Raw genomic sequence first — 20,484 nt, forward strand, 5'->3', positions numbered from 1 at the left:
CAACGGGCGCCTACCGGCGACAATGGTGCTGGCTGGTGACCCTGAAAGAGGGAGGGCTGAAGCTCGGTGAATTTCACCAGCGCTTTCAGCGCCTTCCTTCTCATTATGACAGTTTGATGTCAAAGCCGCTCGGCGGGGTGCGACGTTTCGCGTGTCCCTCAGGCCGGCGCCCAGACCAGATTGTCGTTGGAAAGAACCGTTTCGCCGGACCAGCGATAGGCGGTCAGCACGCCGCCCTTGGCGACGCTGAAATCCAGGCACGACGCGGTTGACGACAGCAATTGCGGCCGGCCGGACATCCAGTAATGGCCGAACATCACCGGGACGGAATCATCATAGCGATAATGGGTAGGCACGGGATCGTCAGGCAGCGCGCTTGCACCTTCGCCCAGGCCCAGCGTCGCGGACCGGAAGGTCGTCGCTTCCCGGTCCCACCAGCGCAGGCGGGCGTCATGCCTGATGTGACCGTCCTTGTCGCGGAACGAATGCCCGGCAGGCAATCGTATTTCGGGCCCCTTGAGCAGAATCTCGGCGGCTCGATTTTCAGGAGCACCGTCACAAAGGGCCTTGTGCAGGCCCGGCCCGTGCAAGCATCCGGTCGCGTCGAGGCAGGTTGCCGCGAGCCGATGCTGCGATGCGCCGTGCCAGCACGCATGCACGACCCGCAATCCCCCGAGGTCGAGCCATATGGGAAGGCAGGTAAACCAGGCCAATGCCTCACGATAGGCGGGCGAGCCCTCTCCTATCTGGTCCAGAAAGGCAGCGTGCTGCTTTCTGTTCTCCTCCGTGTGAGGCCGAAGGAAACCGCCGCTGCCATCCGGCGTACCCCAGCCTAAAGCATTGAACTCGTGATTGCCCATGATCGCCCGGGCCGTGCCCGCTCCCGCCATGGCGCGGACGACGCGCAGGACCTCGACCTGCTCCGGCCCACGATCGATGAAATCTCCCAGGAAGATCGCCCTCCGGTCGGAATGCCGATAGGCCCCGTCCCGCTCGCGATAATCCAGCTTCGTCAGCAGCCTGTGCAGTGCATCAGCGTGGCCATGAATGTCACCGATCACGTCATAATTTATCGTCAAATTATTGATTTTCCTTGTTCATATCGAGATCGAGATAATTTCGGCCTCTTAGGTCATCCCTTATCCGCACGGCATCCGTTTGTGCTGCGGTGCCCTCTCTCCGCTGTGCCATGGCTTTGGCTTGACACGGAACGGCTGCCCGGCCCACGATAAGCCATGGCCAATTTGCGCATCATTCTCGCCGTTTCCAAACAGCGCCTCCATATCGGGGGCAGGTGATCGCGCGCGCCATCAACAGCGAAGTCAGATCGAAAATGTACCCCGCCGGTTGACGGGGTTCTTTTTGCTGCCGTCTCCGGCCAATCGGAGATGATCCATGGAAATCCCCTCCTCTTCCGCCCGCGAGGCCTCTCCGCGGGGCCTGTGGCTGCCCTTGATCACGCCGTTCCGCGATGGCGAGCTCGACGAGACCTCGCTGCGGCGTCTCATCCGCCACTATGGCGCACTCGGGCTGGATGGTCTGGTTCTCGCCGGAACCACGGGTGAGAGCCTCACCCTGGACGAGAACGAAACGCAGCAGCTGGTCGAGGTCAGTGCCGACGAGCTTGCCCGGCAAGGCTACCGACTGCCGCTCTATCTCGGCCTTTCCGGCAGCAATACGCGCAAGCTCGCCAAGTGGCTTCACCGCCTGGTGGACTGGCCGATCGCCGGCCAGCTCATTGCCTGCCCCTATTACAGCAGGCCCTCCCAAGCGGGGCTGATCGCCCATTTCGACGCACTGGCGGACAGCACCCGGCACTCGATCCTGATCTACAACATTCCCTATCGCACCGGCGTCAATCTGGGCAATGACGCGATGCTCCGGCTCGCCGAACGGCCCAACATCGTCGGGGTCAAGGATTGCTGCGCCGATCCGGCCCAATCGGCCGAATTGATCCGGCGCCGGCCGCCCGGCTTTTCCGTGCTGACCGGCGAGGATGCCTTCTACCATGCCGCCCTGTCTGCCGGCGCCGACGGTGCCATCCTCGCCTCCGCCCATGTCGAGACCGCCGGCTTCATCGCCATCCGCGACGCCTTTGCCCGCGGCGACGGCCCGACAGCAGATTCTGCCTGGCGCCGTCTCGCCGATCTCGTGCCGCTGCGCTTTGCCGAACCCAATCCGGCCGCGATCAAGTACTGGCTCTGGCGCACGGGCCTGATCGACAGCGGCGAATTGCGGCTGCCGATGACGCCGGTGAGCGCCGCCCTCGCCGCCCGCCTCGACGGCGCGATCGAGCGCCTGAAGCCGGCGGCCTGAGATCCGGCCGTCGCAATGGAGTCAGCGCGCCAGTGCCGCCTTGCTGCGCTGGCGCCATTTCGGCCAGATCAGCAGCCAGCCCACCAGGACGAGATTGACCACGTTCCACAGGAAGCCGTGCAGGAAGGCGAGCCGGTAGGACTGGGTGGCGTCATAGATGAAACCGGAGGCAAGCCCGCCGCCAGCCATGCCGAGCACGGTTGCCATCAACACCAGGCTGATGCGCGCGCCCGCCTCGCGCGGCGGCAGGAACTGGCGGATGATCACGGCGTACATCGGCACGATGCCGCCCTGGAACAGGCCGAACAGGCCCGAGATCACCCACAGCGAGGAGAGACTGTTGAAGAAGAGATAGAGCAGCAGCGCCGCACCCTGCATGGCTGAGCCGATCAGCAGCATCGGCCCGGCGCCGATGCGGTCGGCGACAAAGCCGGAAGCAAGACGGCTGACCACGCCCAGGCCCAGCATCAGGGCGATGATCTGGGTGCCGATGGCCACGCCATAGCCGAGATCCCCGCAATAGGCGACGATGTGAACCTGCGGCATCGACATCGCCATGCAGCAGGCAAAACCGGCCACCACCAGGATCGCCTGCAGGGCATTCGCCGACAGCCCGAGCTCGCCGCGGGCGGCCTCGGTGGCGGCCTCGGCCGCGGCATAGGTGGTGGTGGCGGGCCGCCGGGTCAGGGCCAGGGCCAATGGGAGCATCGCGGCAGGCGCGAACAGGCCGATGCCGACATGAGTGGCGCGCCAGCCATAGGCGGACTGGAAATGCTCGATCACCAGCGGCCAGACGGCACCGGCAAGATAGCTGCCCGAGGCCGCGAAGGTCACCGCCAGCGCCCGGTGCTTGCGGAACCAGTGCGAGAGATCGGAGATCAACGGGGCGAAACCGGCGGCCGAGCCCAGGCCGATCACAATCGAAAGGGCCGCGAACTGCCAGATATTGGAGGTGGAGGCGGCAAGCACATAGCCGGCGCAGAGCAGAGCGGCACCGATCAGGATCGGCACGACGATGCCGAGCCTGTCGGCCAGTCGGCCCATCACCACCCCGCCGACGGCAAAGCCGAGCATGGTGCAGGTATAGGGCAAGGAGGCTCCGCCCCGCAGCGTATCGAACTCCAGCTGCAGGGTCGGCAATACGACCACGACCGACCAGTTGCCGACGCAGGCAACCGTTCCGAGAATCAGGGTGAGAACCAGACGCAGCCAGGAATAGGCGGAATCGACATCGCTGGAACGAAGCGCGTTCATGACGGAACGTCCGTCTTCTCCAGGCCTTCGTTTCGACGCGTCCTTGCGATTCTCGATGGCTCCCTCAAATCGCAAAACGCTCTTGGCCCATTGGCCTCACGGGACAAAGCTGACACGGGAAGTTTCCTCGTTCCGGAATATTATCCTGAATATGCATGTTTCGCCGACCGGACGGCGTGCAATGGTCAGGCTATAGCAGCTTCCGTCCCGGCTTCGCCACACCGTACGAGGCATGGCTGGTCTGCTGGACAGCGCCTCACCTGCCCCGCCCCAGGACCCGCAACACGAAGGCCGTGCGTTCGGCAACCGGCACCAGCGGCAACGGCACCAGCTCGTAGCCGAGGCTTGCATAGACCCGCATCATCGCCTCATGCGTTGCCTGTGCCTCTTCCGGGCTCTGCTTGCGTTCGGCATCGCCGGCATAGATCGCCGGCCAGGGCGGAGCGATGAAGACCTGCCGCCGGTAGCGGCAAAGCGTTGCAGCCTTGCGAGCCGGCTCCGGCACTGGCAAACCGCAGAGCTCGAGATAGCCGATCACGTCGGGGATGCCGCGATCGAAAACCACGAGCCCCCCGCCTGCCTGCGCCTCGCGATAGGAGCGCATGTCGGCCGCCAGCATCAGATTGGCGAAGGCAGCGCGGTCAGCCCATGGCAGGGCATCGCCGCCGATCGCGACCTGATCCTGAATAATCGCGCGGCCAGCCTCGGGCATGGTGCGGAGGCCCTCTCCGGCCAAGGCCGATATCAAGGTGGTCTTGCCGGAGCCGGGACCACCGGTAAGAACCACGAAACGATCGATCCGAGACAAGGCTCGATCTCCTCTTGCTGACAATGACGATGTCGGGGATGTGCGGTGGGCACGGCAGGCACCTCGCATGCGCGGAATGCAGCCGGCCGGTCGATCGGGAAAAGGTTTTGAAATGCGATGACATCGACCGGACACGGCCCGGGATGTCGATCTCCAGAGCATGCGGCAGGACACTCTGCCGGGCCTGCGACTCGCTGGAACAGCCTACACCGTCTTCCGCTCGACCGAAACCCATGCTGCCGTGCCGGCTTCCAGATCGTTGCGTCGAGCACTCAGGAAATCACCAAAGCGTCGCCTCCCTCGTAGAGAGTGTCGCTTGCAGGTCATTTGCCCCACGCCCAAGGCAACACGATGCGGATCGAGAAGGGTACGCCGCTTGTGGCCAACCCGTCCGCAACATCACAGGGGACAGTCAGGCATGACAGACAGGATCGGCAAGGCGGGAGCACAGGGTTTGATCGTGGATCGCCGCGAGCTGATGAAGGGAGCTGCCGCGCTCGGCCTCGGCTACGGCCTGACCGGGATTTTTGGAGGGCCGGCCCGGGCCGCCGAGACGCCCAAGAAAGGCGGCACGCTGCGCATCGGCATGGAGGGCGGCTCGGCTTCCGACACCCTCGATCCGCGCTCCTTCGCCGATTCCATCCCGCTCAATTACGGCTATCAGATCTGGAACGGCCTGGTTGAGATCGACAATAACGGCAATGCCGTCGGTGAACTCCTGGAGAGCTGGGAAGCCAAGCCCGGCGCCAAGGAATGGATCTTCAACATCCGCAAGGGCGTCACCTTCCATTCCGGCAAGACGCTCGATGCCGATGACATCATCTATTCGATCAACCTGCATCGCGGCGACACCAAATCGGCGGCCAAGGATCTTTTGTCGGGCATCACCGAGATCAAGAAACTCTCCCCGACCCAGATTCAGATCAGCCTGAACGGCGGCAATCTGAACCTGCCCTACAACCTGACCGACTATCACATCCTTGGCGTGCCCAACGGCTTCACCGATTTTTCCAAGCCGGACGGTACCGGTGCCTACAAGCTGGAAACCTTCGAGCCCGGCGTGCGCGTGGTCACCAAGAACACCGGCAATTACTGGAAGCCGGGCTGCGGCAATTTCGACTCGGTCGAGCTGCAATATATCGGCGACTCCTCCTCACGCCTGCAGGCGCTGATCGCCGGCCAGGTCGACGCCATCAACCGCCTCGACCCCAAGACCATGGACCTGGTGACCTCCTCGCCCGACGTGAACGTGGTGCAGACCAAGGGTACCGGCAACCGCTATGCTTTCGTGGCGCTGTGCGACACCGATCCCTATTCGAATGTCGATCTGCGCTGGGCGCTCAAATATGGCATCGACCGCAAGAAGATCGTCGACACCGTCTATCAGGGCTATGCCACCGTCGGCAACGACACCACCATCAGCCCGATGAACAAGTATTTCGCCAAGGACCTGGCGCAGACCCTCTACGACCCGGAAAAGGCGGCCTTTCACTACAAGAAGGCCGGCAGCCCCAAGCTGGAGGTCAAGGTCTCTGAGGGCGCCTATAGCGGCGCCACCGACGCCGCCCTGCTCTATCAGGAATCAATGAAGCAGGCCGGCATCGAGCTCACCGTCACCCGCGTCTCGGCCGACGGCTACTGGTCGAACATCTGGCTCAAGGATCCCTTCTGCGCCGTCTATTGGGGCGATCGCCCCGCCATCGACCTGCAGCTCTCGCAGACCTATCTCTCGGACGCGGCCTGGAACGACACCCATTGGAAGCGGCCGGACTTCGACAAGCTCGTCCTCGCCGCACGGGTGGAGGAAGACGAAGCCAAGCGCAGGGAGATGTATTTCGAGGCGCAGAAGATGATCCACGACGATGGCGGCATGATCTGCTTTGCCGTCAGCGACTATCTCGACGGCTATGCCAAGAAGGTGATGGGGACCGCACCCCATCCGCGCTACGACATGTGCGACCAGCGTGTCGCCGAAAAGGCCTGGTTCGCCTGAGCCCGAATGCTCCAGCTATAGCGTTTTGCGATTAGACGGAGTCACCAAGAATCGCAAAGACGCGTCAGAACAATGAGCTAGAGCAAATGAGCGTTCACGCTTGAACGCGCTTTGCTCTAGGGGGCTGGGCAGCGTTCTCTAGAAAGTGCGATTCTCCGAACCGCACTTTCTCTCCCCCCTTCGTCTTGCCGCGCTTTCTTGATCGAAAAGTCTATCAACTTGGCTGAAAAACGCTCTAATGATGCGATGAGGACGAGCCGGTGTCTATTGCTTCGGCGATAGCCGTGACCAATTCGGATTGCCTGGCCGGCTTGATGAGTATTTTCAGCGTCGGATACTTGTCTTTCATCGACATAGGCAAGGGTTGGCCGCTATAAAAAACCACCGGCACCGCACGCGCGGACAGCGCGTCGACGACCGACTCGGTGGTCTGGCGACCCAGGCGGATGTCCAATATGGCCGCTGATAAGACCTTCTCGTGCTCGGCTGCGCCGATAGCGGCATCCAGCGTCGCCGCCGTCACCACCTCCGCGCCTGCATTCTCGAGTGTTTCCTCAATGGTCGCGGTAATCAGGAACTCATCCTCCGCTATGAGAATGCGCATTCCCTTCAAGGGCCGATCGTGCGATCTCTGGTCGGTCACTTTCCTGCTCCTCGGGAATTTCGAGCTCGATCGTGCAAACCAAACCATCGGGCAGGAATTCGCGTTGAACTGTCGCCCCAAGCAAGCTTCGCTCGATCAGTGACCCGCCAAACCCTCTCCTGGTCGGTGGCGTGACTGGCGGTCCTCCGGCTTCCTGCCATCTGACCCTCAAATGCCGACCGCCCTTGGTTTCATCGAGAGTCCAACTCAGAAGTACGCTTCCTGTTTCAGTAGAGAATGCCCCATATTTGGCGGCATTCGTCGCGAGTTCGTGAAAGACCAGCCCGAACGGCGTGGCAAAATCGGGGGGCAACGGCAGGGGGTCCCCCTGCAGACGCAGCTTTGCTCCATCGTCCATATAGGCTGAAAGCTGGCTGCGGACGACATCGCCGAACTCGGTTGCCTCCCAGTGGGCGTCGACGAGCAGATTATGCGCCCGTGCGAGGGCCTCCAGGCGGCCTTCGAACAATTCGACAAATTCGTCGTTGCCACGGGTCGTGCGAAGTGTCTGGCGGGCCATTGACTGGACGACGGTCAGGGTATTGCTCACCCTGTGGCTCAGTTCGCTCACTAAAAGCTGGCGCCGACGTTCCCACTTTTTCTGATCGGTGATATCGCGCGTGCTTTCCAGGACAAGGCGACGCTCGCCCATCGAAACAAGCTCGATCTGGCTTTCCACATAGAGAACTCGTCCATCCTTGGCCCGGTGAAGAAGCTCCCCACGCCAGGTTCCATGTTCAGCAAGCTGAGCGAGCAGATTCTCGAAAGACGATCCAGGCACGGCGGTTTGCAGCAATTTGTCTTTCCTCTTTCCGATCGCCTCCTCGCGTGAGTAGCCGTAAAGCTCTTCGCTGCCGCGGTTCCACTGCACGATGCCGTCGTCGAAGTCCCAGGAGAAGATGGGCGCACGCGAAAGCTCGACAAGACGCATCTCCTGTCTCAGCCGCTCTTCGCTTTTGCGCAGAGCCCCCTCGGCCCGGCGCCGCTCCGAGATATCGACGAATGTTGCCACCACGCCGTCGATCTTGTCGTCCACCGTTCTATAGGGGCGAATGCGGACCATGTACCAGGCGCCGCTTCGGCTCTCGACCTCATGTTGAACCGGCACCAGATCTTTCAGAACGGCGCGCGCATGATCGGCCAGTGCATCGTAGTTGAGCTGGTGGGTGAAATCGGTGATGGGCCGGCCTTCGTCATTGGTGGTGACGTTGAAAAGCTCCATGAGCCGGGGGGTAAAACGCTTGATCCGCAGGCTCGGATCAAGGAACAGCGTGCCGAAGTCGGTCGCTGCCATCAAGTTCTGCAGATCGCTGTGCGCGCGTGAGACGCTCTCCAGCTTCAGCTTGAGCTCATTGTTGACGGTCTGAAGTTCCTCATTGATGGATTGGAGTTCTTCCTTGCTGGTTTCAAGCTCTTCGGAGGTAGAGCGATATTCTTCGTTGATCGATTGCAGTTCTTCATTGGCGGCACGCAGCTCTTCATTTGCTGCCTCGGACTCCTCCCGCGTCGCGCGCAGCCGGCTCTGCGAGAGTTGTAGTTCTTCCTGCAATTGCTTGATGGTCTGGTTGGCAGCGCCATCGTCGTCTCCGGAGGAAAAACCCTCGGGAGTCTCATGTTCGACCGCTTCGCCCTCGATGAACAAGACCAGGGCAAAACGCACCGGATCATTGTCCTGCAATATAGGCTTGACCTGCAGATAAACCCGGTGCCTAGAGCCGTTGAAGCGTACCAAAATCGGCATGCTCAAGGTCGCCTCTTCCCGTTCGAAGGCACGGTGAAGAGCTGTTCTCAGGTCGAAACGAAGTTCCTCGCGGACCATATCCGTCGCGTCGGTGCTGACCGGCCCCCCGGAGAGCTGCAGGAATCGGCCGGCATTCTCCGAAAGGTGGACGGCACGATAGTTTTCATCGACGAGCATGCTGGGCGGTGCGATCTTCTCCAGCATCTGGCGGTGCAGGGCTGAATCACCCTGGCTGGCATGAGCCGGCGCTCGGGGAACCGCCGAGCCGCCGGCTGGCAACTGGCGGGGACCCAGCAGCATGGGAAGCGCCGGGCGTCTTTCAGTATTGCTTACGACGGAGCGGTAGATTCGCGCCTCTCGATCGACGGGGCGGAAGAGGCCTGCGGGATGATCGGCGCTTTCAGAGGCGCCGAGAAACAAAAATCCACCCGGGTCGAGCGCATAGTGAAAGGTGTTGCAAACCTGATGCTGCAATTCACGGTCGAGATAGATAAGCAGATTTCGACATGAGATCATGTCCTGACGGGAAAAAGGCGGATCTCGCAGCAGGCTGTGGCTGGCGAACAGGACGATGTCGCGAAGCTCCCTGCGCACGCGGTAGTGCTCGCCCTCTCTTTGGAAGAACCGCCGAAGCCGGTCCTCCGAAATATCCGCCTCGATATGCGCCGGGAACCGTCCTTCGCGGGCAAACGCCAAGGCGGCTGAATCGAGGTCCGAACCAAAGACCTGGATTTCCGGTCGAATATCGCGCCGGGCAGCTTCTTCGAGAAGCAGGATACCGATCGTATAGGCTTCCTCGCCCGTGGCACATCCGGGCACCCATACCCGAATTCGCCCGCCTGCTTCCTTCCCTTCGAAGAGCAGCGGAATGATCTCACGGGCGAGAACATCGAACGCGCCGGGGTCTCGGAAAAAGGTCGTCACGGAAATAAGGAAATCCGTAAATAACGACTGCGCCTCTTCCACGTTGTCACGAAGGTAGGCGTAGTACGCCGACAGCGATTCCGACCGCGTGACCTGAACGCGCCTGGCAATCCGGCGCAAGATGGTTGCCCGTTTGTAGAGGGAGAAGTCATGACCAATGCGAACGCGAAGATGGGCTAATATCCTGCGAAGCATATCCTCGTCATTGTCGTGGGTCGACTGACCTAAACCCACGGGGCCGTAGCCCAGAAGTTCTACGAGCTGACGTGCCAATTCGTTGACCGGCAATACGAAATCGGCGACCTCCGCCGCGATCGCGCTTCGCGGCATGGAGGGAAACTCGGCTTCATTGGGGTCCTGAACGAGGACGATACCACCGGCTTCCTTGATTGATTTGACTCCCATAGCGCCATCGGCTCCTGCGCCGGTCAGAATGACGGCATAGGCAAATCCGTCCGTGTGGTGCTCGGCCAGGGACCGAAAGAAAAGGTCGATCGGCGCGCGATTGTAGCGAGGCTCATCGAACGGGACGGCCGATATCGTATGATCGGTGATCACGAGCCTGCTATTGGGTGCGATGACATAGACATGATTGCTTTGGAGCTTTTCCGTCTCGTCCACGCGCACCACCGGCATGGAGGTACGCCCCGAAAGAATGCTGGCAAGTTGACTGCGAACTTCTGGATCGAGATGAACGATCACAACAAACGCCGCATTCGGCTGGGGGGAAGTGCTTCGAAAAAGCTCTGCAGCGCCTTCACACCGCCTGCTGATGCTCCAATACCGACAATCGGTGGATCGGAATTTGCTCTCATAACGGCCCCATAATGTCCCCAGCCGCTGGCACGGACGCCATAAACAACTTAATTCGCGTGCTAAGTCCAGGTTCCCGCGCGGCTTGCAAAGCAGGCCTGTTGTTAAGTGTCACGGCAAACCTCGACGTGCGCCGGAAATCCCCTCAGAACAAAAATGTCGCTGCGGAGTTACGGAGCACGGAGGATGCCGTGGACCGACGCGACATCATTGCAATTGGAGGCTCGTTTGGTGCCGTATCGGCAGTCCAGCGGCTTTGCCACGATTTGCCGGCGGATTTGGGCGCTGCGGTTTTCATCGTGATTCACGTCGGCCCATCGGGGACCAATCAGCTCGCCAGCATTTTCAATGAACGATCCTCCCTTTCTGTCACCACGGCGGCCGAGGGAGAGCTGGTGAGGAAAGGCCACGTCTATGTCGCTCCCGCCGATCGCCATCTTCTCGTCATTGATGGCCGGATAAGGCTTGGGTACGGACCACGCGAGAACATGGCCCGCCCGGCGATCGATCCATTGTTTCGCTCCGCCGCGGTTGGTTTCGGATCACGCATGATCGCCGTTGTTCTGACCGGTCTGTTGAATGACGGCGCCGCCGGCCTCGCCGACGTCAAGCGTTGCGGCGGAACGACGGTGGTTCAAAATCCCGCGGACGCGGAAGCCCCCGACATGCCGATGAGCGCCCTCAGGGCGAGCGACGTGGACTACAGGTCCTCGCTCTCGGATCTTGCCGCTCTGCTCGTCAAACTTTCTCGTGAGCAAGCCGGACCGCGTATGGAGATCCCTTCCGAGATCAGGACAGAAGTCGAGATCGCACTGGGGAACAGCGCAAGCAGCGATGTCGTGGCGGGAATTGCCGATCCGGTGCCCTTGTCATGTCCCGCCTGTGGTGGTGTCCTTTCCCAGGTCAGACGCGGGCCGCTTCGCTTCCGGTGCCAGGTCGGTCACGCCTACACCGCCGATATTCTTGCCGACCAGCAAGAGGATGCGGTCGACGAGGCCCTTCGTGTCGCGCTTCGGATCATGGAAGAGCGGGCGATCGTCACTCAGAAATTGGCCGAAGAGGCGCGCATGGCCGGCCGCACGGCGGCGGCGGCCTCCTACGGCGACCGGCTCAGGGAAAGCCGCGGCTATGCGGATACATTGCGCCGCGCGATCGAACGGGCGACATCCGCCGATGTTTCCTGATGATGGCCGAGCGTTCCGCCCCGACGCCCCCCGCGCGGCAACCTTCCCGCACGACGCTCTAGCCCCACCAGAAAATGGCGGCGATGATGACATAGAGGCCGACAAGGGCGGCGCCGTCCGCCATGTCGGCCCGGCCATCCGCGGTGACGACCACGCCGATGATGGCCGACAGCATCAGGGCCACGGCCAGCATCGGCGGGATCACCAGGGTGAAGGGTGTTCCGCCCATTGCATAGCTGGCGAAGACCAGCACGGGAATAAGGGCGAGCGCGACCTGGAGCGAGGAGTTCAGGATCACGCTGATGGCGAGCTCGGCCCGGTTGCGCAGGGCGAACTGGATGCCCACGACATTCTCCACCGCATTGCCGACGATCGCCACGATGACGAGACCAGCGAAGGCCTGGGAAATGCCCAGCGTTTCGATGGCCGGGTTCAGTGCCTCGACGAACCAGTCGGACACGAACAGGGCGGCGGTGCCGGCGAGCGCCAGGATCGTCAATGCCAGCCAGAGCGGCCAGCCAGCCTCCTGCTGAACATGTGCTTCGGCCGGCACGGTACGTTCGCTGCCACCGAGCATGACCCTCACGGAAACCAGGAAGACCAACAGCAGGACGCCGGCGCAGACCAGGGCCAGCTTGTCCTCATGGGCGCCCGCCGGCAGGTGCATCACCGAAGCGAGCGTCGGCAGCATCAGGGCGGAAACCGCCAGCAGCAGCAGCGCCGCGATCATGCGCGGCCCGGCTGCATCGAAGACCAGCACCTTGTGGCGGGCACTTCCGGCGATGAAGGCGATGCCGAGCACCAAAAGGCTGTTGCCGAGGATCGAGCCGATCAGCGAAGCCTGCACCACCTCGATCAAGCCGGCGCGCAGCGCGAAGATACACACGCATAATTCAGGCAGGTTGCCGACCGCCGATTGCACGACGCCGGTTGCGGCCGGGCTGAGATAGCGCCCCAGATGGTCGGTGGCCTCGCCGATCAGCGAGGCTAGTCCGGCAAGCGCGACGGCGCCGATGACGAAGACGAGGATATGAGAGGCGCCGGTATAGTTCGCGACACCCGTGGCAGCCGATGCCCCTCCCGCGATGGCGAGCGTCACGAAATCGCGTTTCGACAGCATGAAACCTCCTGCGAAGCCGTGCAAATTTCATAGCCCGACGTGAAGACGCAAGGGAAGGTCAAATCTCATGCCGGAATATTTGGAGACCGAAGCCTCGTCACGCGCGTCAGCATGACGCGGCGGCCCGCTTGTGTCGTCGTGGCGACCCCATGCCGAACTTGCCCCATAGCGCATCCCCTCGAAGATCTTGGTTCAGGCCGCGAGACCGGCACCGTGAATGAAGCCACCCTTTTGACAATATCGGCTTCCAGCAGGCATCAGACTCGCCGTCCATACATATCTTCGCCGGTGAGTTCGTTTGCTTTGAGCAGCATTGCTTCCAACGCCTGATATACAGGACCGACATCCGCTTTCTTGCTTGCCAGGTCGATGCATTCAGATCGCAGTTTGGCTGTCATTCCATAGAGGGCTTGAAGGGCGTCCGGCTCCAATCGATCATTCAGCGATGCGGCTATGCCAAGATCAAGCGCGCGCTCATATTCACCCCTCTCGACTAAACCGCGAATCTGATCAGCCAGCATCATGTCACAGTGAACCTGCTCAACATTTCTTGTCGTTCGTACGCCCGCCCGGATCCGATACGGCCGGGCTGATGCCGTTCCAGACGACGGCCAAATGCAAGGCGACGAGCAAGTCGATCATCTCGCGGAATTGCGGGCGAATCTCGATAATTCGTCCTGCCCCGGCGTGCTGGACGATCAGACCCTTGTCCTGCAGCTGACGCATGATGCGATGGATCTGAATGCGGGGGATAGCGAGTTCGCGCGAAACCCAGCCATAGTTGAAATTCACAGAGTCTTCCGACCGCGGATCCTCAATTTTGTCGGCGAGCATCAGGAAAAGGGTCACCTCATATCCGCCAGCCATATCGAGGATCGTCTCCATTTCTGGCGTGAAGATCGAGATGTAGCGAAAGTCGACGATGCATCGATAGGAATAGTCGATGACATCCCGAAGCAGGCGATCATCGTTGTAGAGGTCGGAAAGCAAGGTTGGATTGTCCATAAGCAGCGATATCGGAATGAAAAAGTTCCGGTAAACGCCCTTGGCTTTCTCGATCGCTTTGGCGGTGGCTTCGTATCGGAGGTTACGGCGATCCTGATGATTGACGACCTTCCTCAGATATCCCCCGAGCTGAAGCAGCCGCAGGAAGGCGATGGTTCTGGCGCGGCCGGCAATATCGGCGCGTTCGGCAAAGGCCAGGGCGCCCGGCAGTGTGATCCCCTTCTCATCCGCTGACGTACCAAACGCAAAATGGCTTCGCAGCAGATAGAGGGACAGCAAATGCCGCACTTTCTCGGTTGCGAAATGCGAGAGAAAGAAATTACTGCCCATCATCGAGCAGTAACGTTTCGCGAACATCCGAAACGCCGCTCGAAAATTATAATGATTCATCAATAATTTAGCAGTTTCCATCACTTCATGGGAGAGACGACCGAACACATACATGCAATAGACCCGTTCCGCGTCAGGCTTTCTTCAAGAAAAATCAGCGAGCTTTTTCATTGCTGAAAAAACCAAATCGACGCTTCCAAAATTCGGGGCAAGGGCCCGTGACGCCGTACAGGCCAAAGGCGGCTCGCTCCCACGGTGCTGAGGCATCGCCACCTGTCCGGCAAGGCAGAGTCACCGGAGGAAAAGGCGTTGGAGCAAATTCGCGTTCACGCCTGGACGCGATCGGGGCGGCACCATGGGTGGTGCCGCCCCGCCCCGTCACCAGCGATAGCGCAGGCCGGCCGTGCCCTTGAGGGTGTAGTTGTCGCCGCCTTTGCCGGAGAGGGCCATGGCATAGCTGGCCTCGCCATAGGCGCTCCAGTTCTTGTTCCAGCCATAGGTGGCGCCGGCGCCGATTTCGCCCCACAGGCGGCGGTTGCTCTGCACCAGCGAAGTGCCGGACACCTTCACGCTCCTGCCCTTCAGGAACTCGTAGGTCAGGTTGGCGATACCGTAGAATTGCAGACGCGCCGTCTGGCCATCGGCATCCGCCCAGCTCGACAGGTGCTCCACCCTGAGGCCGGCGCGGCCCTGCAGGCTGTCGCCTCGGCCGAGCGCGATGCGGTTGCCCAGATTGTCGGTGAAGCTGGAGAAGTCGACATGGGTCCAGGCAAGCTGTGCCTGCGGCACCACTGCCCAGCCGGAGCCGAGTTCGTAGCGCTTGCCCACCTCCAGGCTCGCCGCGCTCGACCAGCCCTGGTTGCGGCCGTTCTTGTTCGACAGGCTGGAATCATACCAGGTGAACTGGCCGATGGCATCGGCGTAGAGGCCGTCATGGCCGAGCCAGGTCAGGTTGGCGCCGATGCCGTAGCCCTGCGTGGTGATCCTGCCCTTGGCCCTGATAGCGCCGGTGACGGGATCGTTGCTCACATCGATGCGGGCCGTCGAGGTGCCGATGGTCGCATAGGCGCCGATGGTGAGGTCGCCCGCCGCGGTTTCCTTCGCCACGCCCTCATAGCCGGCCTGCAGGAAGCCGATGCTCTGGTCGTAGGCCGAGCCCTTGCTGGGGGCGAAGGAGGAATATTGCCCCCCCATCCGGCCCCAGGCGCCCTGGCCGATCAGCACCGGCCCACCCCTGGCATAGGACGTGGTTCCGGAAGCCGGCGAGTCGGCAGCGAAACGCGGCGCACCTTCGGGCCAGATGCGGTTGCCCGTGCGCTGCTGCAGGGTACCGAGCGTCGCCTGCGCGAAGGTCGAGAGCACATCCGCATAAGGCAGGGCCGTCTGGCTGTTGGGCGACAATTTGCCGGTCGAACGCAGATACCAGTTCTGGCTGCCGGTATGATCGCCGACACCGCCGAGATAAAGATTATAGTCATAGGCACCCGCAGCGACGGCGGCGTCGAGGCTGAAGGCGCCTGCCTCAGAGGTGCCGCCGACCTGGATGATCTCGATACCGTCGGCGGTCGTCGCCGCGCCGGGGCCGCCGACGTTATGGATCGTGAGCGTCGTCGTCCCCGAGACATCGCCGTTGACGATCAGCTTGTCCGTGGGGGAATTGTCCGAGGCGAGATAGGTGTTCATTATCAGCCTGCTGACACCAGGGCCGTCGCCGACATAGTCGCCGGTTACCGTCAGCGTGGTGCCGGGCGGGCCGCCTTTGAGATTGGTGGCGACCGTGCCGGCATTGGTGAGCGACTTCACGGTCTGGTTGAAGCCGCCGGCATCGAGGGTGCCGGCGGTGACTTTGACGTCGGAATTGGGGCTGAAAGCGTTGGCGGCGCCCGCCTGCAGCATGCCGGCCGAGACGGTGGTCAGGCCATAATAGGTGCTCTGCCCCATCAGGACGGTGGTGCCGCTATTCATCTGGTTGACGGCGAGCTTGTAATCCGGCGAGGCGCTGGTCATCGCCGGCGTGAAGGTGATGTCGTCGGTGTGGTTGAAGTTGACCGTCGCCCCGGTCTGCGAATAGCTGGTGACCTGGCCGGCCGTCAGGTTCCCGGCGAGGCCGCCCGTGCCGATATTGATGGTGCCGGTGCCGTTGGGCGAGAACCCCCCGCCGACGCCGACCGTGCCCGTGACGGAGGCCGTGCCGCCCTCTGTGAGGTTGACGACGCCGGTGGCGCCGCTATTGCCGACCGACATGTCGCCGGTCACCGCCAGGGACGACCCCGCGCCGGTGACGGTTACGGTGCCGTCGGAGCCGTCGAAGCGGGCGATCGTGGTGGTGCCGCTGGTGACCTTGGCGCCGTTATCGACCGTCAGGCTGGCCTTGCCATTTTCGGCGACGACGAGCGTTCCCGTATTCTCCCAGCTCGAGCCCGCGCCGGTGACCTTGACGGTGCCGCTGGACGTGATGCCTGCATTGGTATCGACCATCTGCGCAATCGTCGCCGATGCGGTCTTGAGCTTGGCGCCATCCTCGACCGTGAGGCTCGCCGTGCCCAGGCGCCCGACGATCAGCTCGCCGGTCGTCGTCCAGCTCGAACCCCCTCCGCTCACTGTGGCGGTGGTGTTGGAGCCCCCGTAATAGCTCAGATGCGTGATGCCGCTCTCGATCGCACCGCCCGCCGTCACGTCGACGGTGGTGGTGCCATACAAGATGGAGAGTTGGTTCGAAGCCACCAGCTTGGAGCCGGCGCCGGTGACGTTGATCGCGCTCGGCCCGTAGCCATTGGAGCAATTGACACAAAGGTAGCCGGTTTGGACCTGGCCGCCATCTTCAAGGTTCAGCGTGCTCGATTCCACCGTCAGGCCGCTGGTGGCGGTCCATTTGGAACCGGCGCCGGTAATGGTCGCGATCGAGGGCGTACCGCTGTAACCGATCGAGCCGGACGTGGTGTTGACCTGGCCGCCGTCTTCGATGAGGAGCGATGCTTGGCCACCGACCGGAATACCGATGCCATTGTAGGACGATCCGCCGACATTCATGCCGTAAGAGCTCCAAGCCGAGCCGGCACCGGTCACGACCATGGACGAACCGTTGGCGCTGCCGGCATAGGCGATCGTGGCGAAGTCGGAACTCGAAGCCTTGGCGCCATCCTCGATGCGCAGGGAGCCCTGGCCGGCATAGCCGACGAACAGATAGCTACCGGCGTCGAATGTCGAGCCGCTCCCCGTCACTACCACCGAACCGTTCGAGCCGGCCTGCTGGCCTATGGTCGTCTGGGCAGGGGTGCTCGGCGAATTGGCATTGGTGACGCTGCCGCCATTCTCAATCCTCAGCGCCCCTGTGCCGGCGCCGCCGATCACCATCGTGACGTTCGATGTCAGGCTGGATCCGGCTCCCGACACGGTTGCGTTTCCGGTCGAGCCCGCGGCATTGCCGATGATGACGGCGCCGCCAACGGCCTTGCCGCCGGCATCGACATCGAGAGTGCCGTTGCCGGCTCCGCCGACCACGAGCGAGCCGGTCGACGTCAGGGTGGAGCCCGCTCCGGTAACGGTGGCGATTCCCGTCGAGTTTGCGAGCTGGCCGATGACGGTCGAGCTGGCCTTGGTCTGGCCGCCGCCGCTGAGGTTGAGATTGCCGGTCCCGGAACGGCCCACTGCCAAGACACCGTTCACGTTGACGGTGCCGCCGGCGAGGACGTTGACCGTTCCGGTATCGGGCATGCCAATGAAGAGATTGCCCACATTCCAAGGACTCGGTTGCGTGCCGGGAACATCCACGGTCTGGTTGTTCACCACCGCGTTCTGGGCATGCGCACCGTTCCAGGGAACGAGCGCAAGAAGGCAACTCGCGGCGCCTGCGGCTATTTTTGTCGGCTGATGCTTTTGTGCAGCACGAGATATTTTCTGAGAGCCGGAAGGCGTCTTGCGTTGTGTTGTCATTTTGCCGTGATTTGACCGGTTGGTGCGAAAGCGCACATATCGAGGCCATTGAGCCGCGTGTATGTGCTATTTCGCACACGCCATAGTTGTGGGTGATCGACTCAAGCGACGACACTTCGTCCCGACGCACAAGTCAGTCGAAAGCAAATTCTCTATTTTTCTTGAATTACTCTAGGTTACTTTTAGAAAATGCCGAAATTATTATGTAATTTATAGCGCTATGCCGTATGGAGAACCTTCTGTCAATCAAGCTTTGGATGTCATCGATTTTGTACAAACGCCACAAGCAAGTGATGCATTCATGCAACAGTGTCGCAGTGTTACTAATTTGATGAAAATGTCCTCCATTACTGCAGCAGAGAACAGGTAAAGCAAAGAAGCCATAGCCGTTTCCAAGGAACACAGTCCGCGCGCAAAGTGTGTATCGGCTTGATCCGAAAGGGCTGAACTTTATCGGTCGCCCCCCTGCCGGCGCCCGGGACGGTTGACCATTTCCGGCTTGCAGGGCGGCGACAGTGCAATAGGATATCTTCCTGCCGTCACCGGAGCAGAATACGATTTCTTCGAATCGCACTTTGTCTCCGCTTCTTTGTCTTGACGCATTTTCTCAATTGAAAAGGCCGTCAACTTTTCTGGAAAATGTTTATCGGGAGAAAGCGCTGCCATGGCCCTCTACGCCGATCGCTTCAAAGGCCGAAGTGCCGTCATCACCGGCGGGGCCTCCGGTATCGGTCTCGCCAGCGCCAGGCGCATTGCCGCCGAGGGTGGCCGGATCATGATCTGGGACGTCGATGCCACGCGTATCGACGCGGCGAAGGCGCAAATCGGCTCCGGTACGTTCGGCCTGGTGGTCGACGTCACCAATCCGGAAGCGGTCGAGGCCGCCGCAAAGACCTCCGAGCGCCATCTCGGCCAGATCGACGCCCTCATCTGCTCGGCCGGCGTCGCCGGCCGCAACGCGCCGGTGATCGACTATCCGATCGACGAATGGAAGCGCATCTTCGAGATCAATGTGAACGGGCTGTTCTATGCCAACCGCTTCATCGCAGCGATGATGAAGAAGCGCGGCTACGGCCGCATCGTCAACCTGGCCTCGATCGCCGGCAAGGAAGGCAATCCCACGGCTTCCGCCTATTCGGCATCGAAGGCGGCGGTGATCGGTTTCACCAAGGCGCTCGGCAAGGAGCTGGCGAAGAGCGGCGTCACCGCCAATGTCATCGCACCCGCCACGATCGACACTCCCATCCTCAGGCAGGTGGCGCAGGCCCATATCGACTATATGCTGTCCAAGATCCCGATGGGCCGCTTCGGCCGGGTCGACGAAGTCACCGCCATGATCGCCTGGCTCGCCAGCGAAGAGTGCTCCTTCGCCACCGGCGCGGTCTTCGATGCTTCGGGTGGCCGCGCCACCTATTGATCCGTCACTGCCTCAGCGCCAGCGATAGTTGAAGCTCACGCTGATTCGCTCTTCGTCCGCCTGGTTGACCGGTACTTCGTGCCGCAGCCAGCTCTCCCACAGCAACACGGTGCCGGCCTGCGGCGCCTCATAGATGAAGGGCCGCTGCTCCCTGGCCGCCTTGGCCTTGCGCGGCGGCGCCGCCATCATCAGGCCGAGCCGCGGATCCTCGAGCTTGAGCGCACTGGAGCCCTTCGGCGTGGCGACATAATAGGTGCCTGATATCACCGAGCGCGGATGGATGTGCGAGGTATGCACGCCCCCTTCCGGCAGCACATTGACCCAGATGTCGTCGAGCTTGAGCTTGTCGCGGCCGAGATCGAGCTCGAGCTCCCTGGCAAAGGCGGCAACATGACCGTCGAGCACCTTCACCAGTTTCTTGATGGCCGGGAAACGCCAGGGTAGATCGTTCAGCGACGCGTAGGAGGTGTAGCCGGGATAACCGTGCTTGAGGCACCAGGCCTGCCCGGCCTCGTCATCCTCGGCAAGCGAGCGGCAGGTCGCGTCGATCTCGGCGAGCGGCGCCTGCGCCTCGTCTAGTTCGGCGCGATAGAGCTTGGTGACGAAAAGGGTCTTGATCTCAGCCATGGCGAGGAAGTGGCCGGGCAAGGGCTCGCCTGTCAAGCCGCTTGTCGCTTCGTCTCGAATTCGGCTGCGAGAGCTCGAACCCGACGACCTGCCGCAATGCCAAAACCCCTCCCCCTATCGCTGCCAGAAAGGCTTGGCGATCTCCGCCTCGACCTGCCATTTCTTCATGCCGATGTCGTCGACCAGATGAGGATTGGCTTTCGCCATTTCCTCCAGCTGCCTGCGGAAATAGATCCGCTGGCGCCAGATCGCGATCATTTTAGGCAGCGCCGTCAGGCTGCAGGGCCAGCGCGATGCTTCGCCCCTTCCCCGCCATGCCGGATTGTGGTCGGCCGTCCCAAAGATCGGTGTATCGTTCATGGCAACCTCCATAGGT

14 protein-coding genes and 1 pseudogene are annotated in these 20,484 nt (G+C 61.8%); 4 read left to right on the plus strand and 11 right to left on the minus strand.

The genetic code is table 11. From position 1 onward, the window contains the following. Positions 1 to 158: 158 nt before the first annotated feature. Positions 159 to 1,061 carry a metallophosphoesterase gene (locus C5L14_RS11590; protein WP_210203229.1) on the minus strand — a complete coding sequence of 301 codons (903 nt, stop codon included), beginning with the start codon at positions 1,059 to 1,061 and terminating at the stop codon, positions 159 to 161. Positions 1,062 to 1,395: 334 nt separating this feature from the next. On the opposite strand from C5L14_RS11590, the gene dapA reads away from it, so the two are divergent. Further along, positions 1,396 to 2,316, plus strand: coding sequence for a 4-hydroxy-tetrahydrodipicolinate synthase (dapA, locus tag C5L14_RS11595; RefSeq protein ID WP_105862207.1), 921 nt, complete (start codon positions 1,396 to 1,398; stop codon positions 2,314 to 2,316). A gap of 21 nt (positions 2,317 to 2,337) precedes the next feature. Here dapA and C5L14_RS11600 read toward each other — a convergent pair whose 3' ends face one another. Further along, positions 2,338 to 3,570 carry an MFS transporter gene (locus C5L14_RS11600; RefSeq protein ID WP_105862208.1) on the minus strand — a complete coding sequence of 411 codons (1,233 nt, stop codon included), beginning with the start codon at positions 3,568 to 3,570 and terminating at the stop codon, positions 2,338 to 2,340. 256 nt (positions 3,571 to 3,826) lie between these two features. After that, positions 3,827 to 4,378: an AAA family ATPase gene (locus C5L14_RS11605; protein WP_245443351.1), complete on the minus strand. Its 552-nt coding sequence runs from the start codon at positions 4,376 to 4,378 to the stop codon at positions 3,827 to 3,829. A 418-nt stretch (positions 4,379 to 4,796) separates the two neighbouring features. Between C5L14_RS11605 and C5L14_RS11610 the strand changes: the two genes are divergently transcribed. Next, positions 4,797 to 6,371, plus strand: a complete 1,575-nt coding sequence (locus C5L14_RS11610) for an ABC transporter substrate-binding protein (RefSeq protein WP_105862210.1) — start codon at positions 4,797 to 4,799, stop codon at positions 6,369 to 6,371. 235 nt (positions 6,372 to 6,606) lie between these two features. Here the strand turns inward: C5L14_RS11610 and C5L14_RS11615 are convergent, their stop codons facing one another. Together C5L14_RS11615 and C5L14_RS11620 are read right to left on the minus strand one after the other, a co-directional pair. Then, positions 6,607 to 6,975, minus strand: a complete 369-nt coding sequence (locus tag C5L14_RS11615; protein WP_181161160.1) for a response regulator — start codon at positions 6,973 to 6,975, stop codon at positions 6,607 to 6,609. After that, a pseudogene (locus C5L14_RS11620) lies at positions 6,950 to 10,494 on the minus strand (chemotaxis protein CheB). The gene C5L14_RS11615 and the pseudogene C5L14_RS11620 overlap by 26 nt, the downstream one beginning before the upstream one ends. Before the next feature lie 189 nt (positions 10,495 to 10,683). Between C5L14_RS11620 and C5L14_RS11625 the strand changes: the two are divergent. Then, a complete protein-coding gene (locus C5L14_RS11625) occupies positions 10,684 to 11,676 on the plus strand; it encodes a chemotaxis protein CheB (RefSeq protein ID WP_181161131.1) in 993 nt (330 codons plus the stop codon). 58 nt (positions 11,677 to 11,734) lie between these two features. Here the strand turns inward: C5L14_RS11625 and C5L14_RS11630 are convergent, their stop codons facing one another. The 4 genes from C5L14_RS11630 to C5L14_RS11645 form a co-directional block, all read right to left on the minus strand. Beyond that, complete coding sequence (locus C5L14_RS11630; protein WP_105862213.1) at positions 11,735 to 12,796, minus strand: calcium:proton antiporter; 1,062 nt, start codon at positions 12,794 to 12,796, stop codon at positions 11,735 to 11,737. A gap of 257 nt (positions 12,797 to 13,053) precedes the next feature. Continuing rightward, on the minus strand, positions 13,054 to 13,320 hold the full coding sequence (locus C5L14_RS11635; RefSeq protein WP_105862214.1) for a hypothetical protein: 267 nt from the start codon (positions 13,318 to 13,320) through the stop codon (positions 13,054 to 13,056). 16 nt (positions 13,321 to 13,336) lie between these two features. Then, positions 13,337 to 14,245 (minus strand): hypothetical protein, encoded by a 909-nt coding sequence (locus tag C5L14_RS11640; protein ID WP_146126887.1) that lies wholly within the window; start codon positions 14,243 to 14,245, stop codon positions 13,337 to 13,339. A 264-nt stretch (positions 14,246 to 14,509) separates the two neighbouring features. Then, the gene (locus C5L14_RS11645) at positions 14,510 to 17,917 is read right to left on the minus strand and encodes an autotransporter outer membrane beta-barrel domain-containing protein (protein ID WP_181161132.1); all 3,408 of its coding nucleotides are present in this window, start codon (positions 17,915 to 17,917) and stop codon (positions 14,510 to 14,512) included. 811 nt (positions 17,918 to 18,728) lie between these two features. Between C5L14_RS11645 and C5L14_RS11650 the strand changes: the two genes are divergently transcribed. Then, on the plus strand, positions 18,729 to 19,481 hold the full coding sequence (locus C5L14_RS11650; protein WP_105862217.1) for an SDR family NAD(P)-dependent oxidoreductase: 753 nt from the start codon (positions 18,729 to 18,731) through the stop codon (positions 19,479 to 19,481). Between the two features lie 12 nt (positions 19,482 to 19,493). On the opposite strand, the gene C5L14_RS11655 is transcribed toward C5L14_RS11650, so the two are convergent. Together C5L14_RS11655 and C5L14_RS11660 are read right to left on the minus strand one after the other, a co-directional pair. Next, positions 19,494 to 20,144, minus strand: coding sequence for a TIGR02466 family protein (locus tag C5L14_RS11655; protein WP_245197243.1), 651 nt, complete (start codon positions 20,142 to 20,144; stop codon positions 19,494 to 19,496). A gap of 78 nt (positions 20,145 to 20,222) precedes the next feature. Further along, positions 20,223 to 20,468: a DUF1127 domain-containing protein gene (locus C5L14_RS11660; RefSeq protein ID WP_245443352.1), complete on the minus strand. Its 246-nt coding sequence runs from the start codon at positions 20,466 to 20,468 to the stop codon at positions 20,223 to 20,225. Positions 20,469 to 20,484 lie beyond the last annotated feature (16 nt).

The organism is Labrys okinawensis (genome assembly GCF_002982075.1).
Lineage (GTDB): Bacteria > Pseudomonadota > Alphaproteobacteria > Rhizobiales > Labraceae > Labrys > Labrys okinawensis_A.

Bases quoted from the DNA above. Each gene is read 5' to 3' on its own strand.
- dapA (WP_105862207.1), top strand. From the start codon at position 1,396: ATGGAAATCCCCTCCTCTTCCGCCCGCGAGGCCTCTCCGCGGGGCCTG.
- C5L14_RS11600 (WP_105862208.1), bottom strand. From the start codon at position 3,570: ATGAACGCGCTTCGTTCCAGCGATGTCGATTCCGCCTATTCCTGGCTG.
- C5L14_RS11610 (WP_105862210.1), top strand. From the start codon at position 4,797: ATGACAGACAGGATCGGCAAGGCGGGAGCACAGGGTTTGATCGTGGAT.
- C5L14_RS11615 (WP_181161160.1), bottom strand. From the start codon at position 6,975: ATGCGCATTCTCATAGCGGAGGATGAGTTCCTGATTACCGCGACCATT.
- C5L14_RS11630 (WP_105862213.1), bottom strand. From the start codon at position 12,796: ATGCTGTCGAAACGCGATTTCGTGACGCTCGCCATCGCGGGAGGGGCA.
- C5L14_RS11635 (WP_105862214.1), bottom strand. From the start codon at position 13,320: ATGATGCTGGCTGATCAGATTCGCGGTTTAGTCGAGAGGGGTGAATAT.
- C5L14_RS11640 (WP_146126887.1), bottom strand. From the start codon at position 14,245: ATGTATGTGTTCGGTCGTCTCTCCCATGAAGTGATGGAAACTGCTAAA.
- C5L14_RS11650 (WP_105862217.1), top strand. From the start codon at position 18,729: ATGGCCCTCTACGCCGATCGCTTCAAAGGCCGAAGTGCCGTCATCACC.
- C5L14_RS11660 (WP_245443352.1), bottom strand. From the start codon at position 20,468: ATGAACGATACACCGATCTTTGGGACGGCCGACCACAATCCGGCATGG.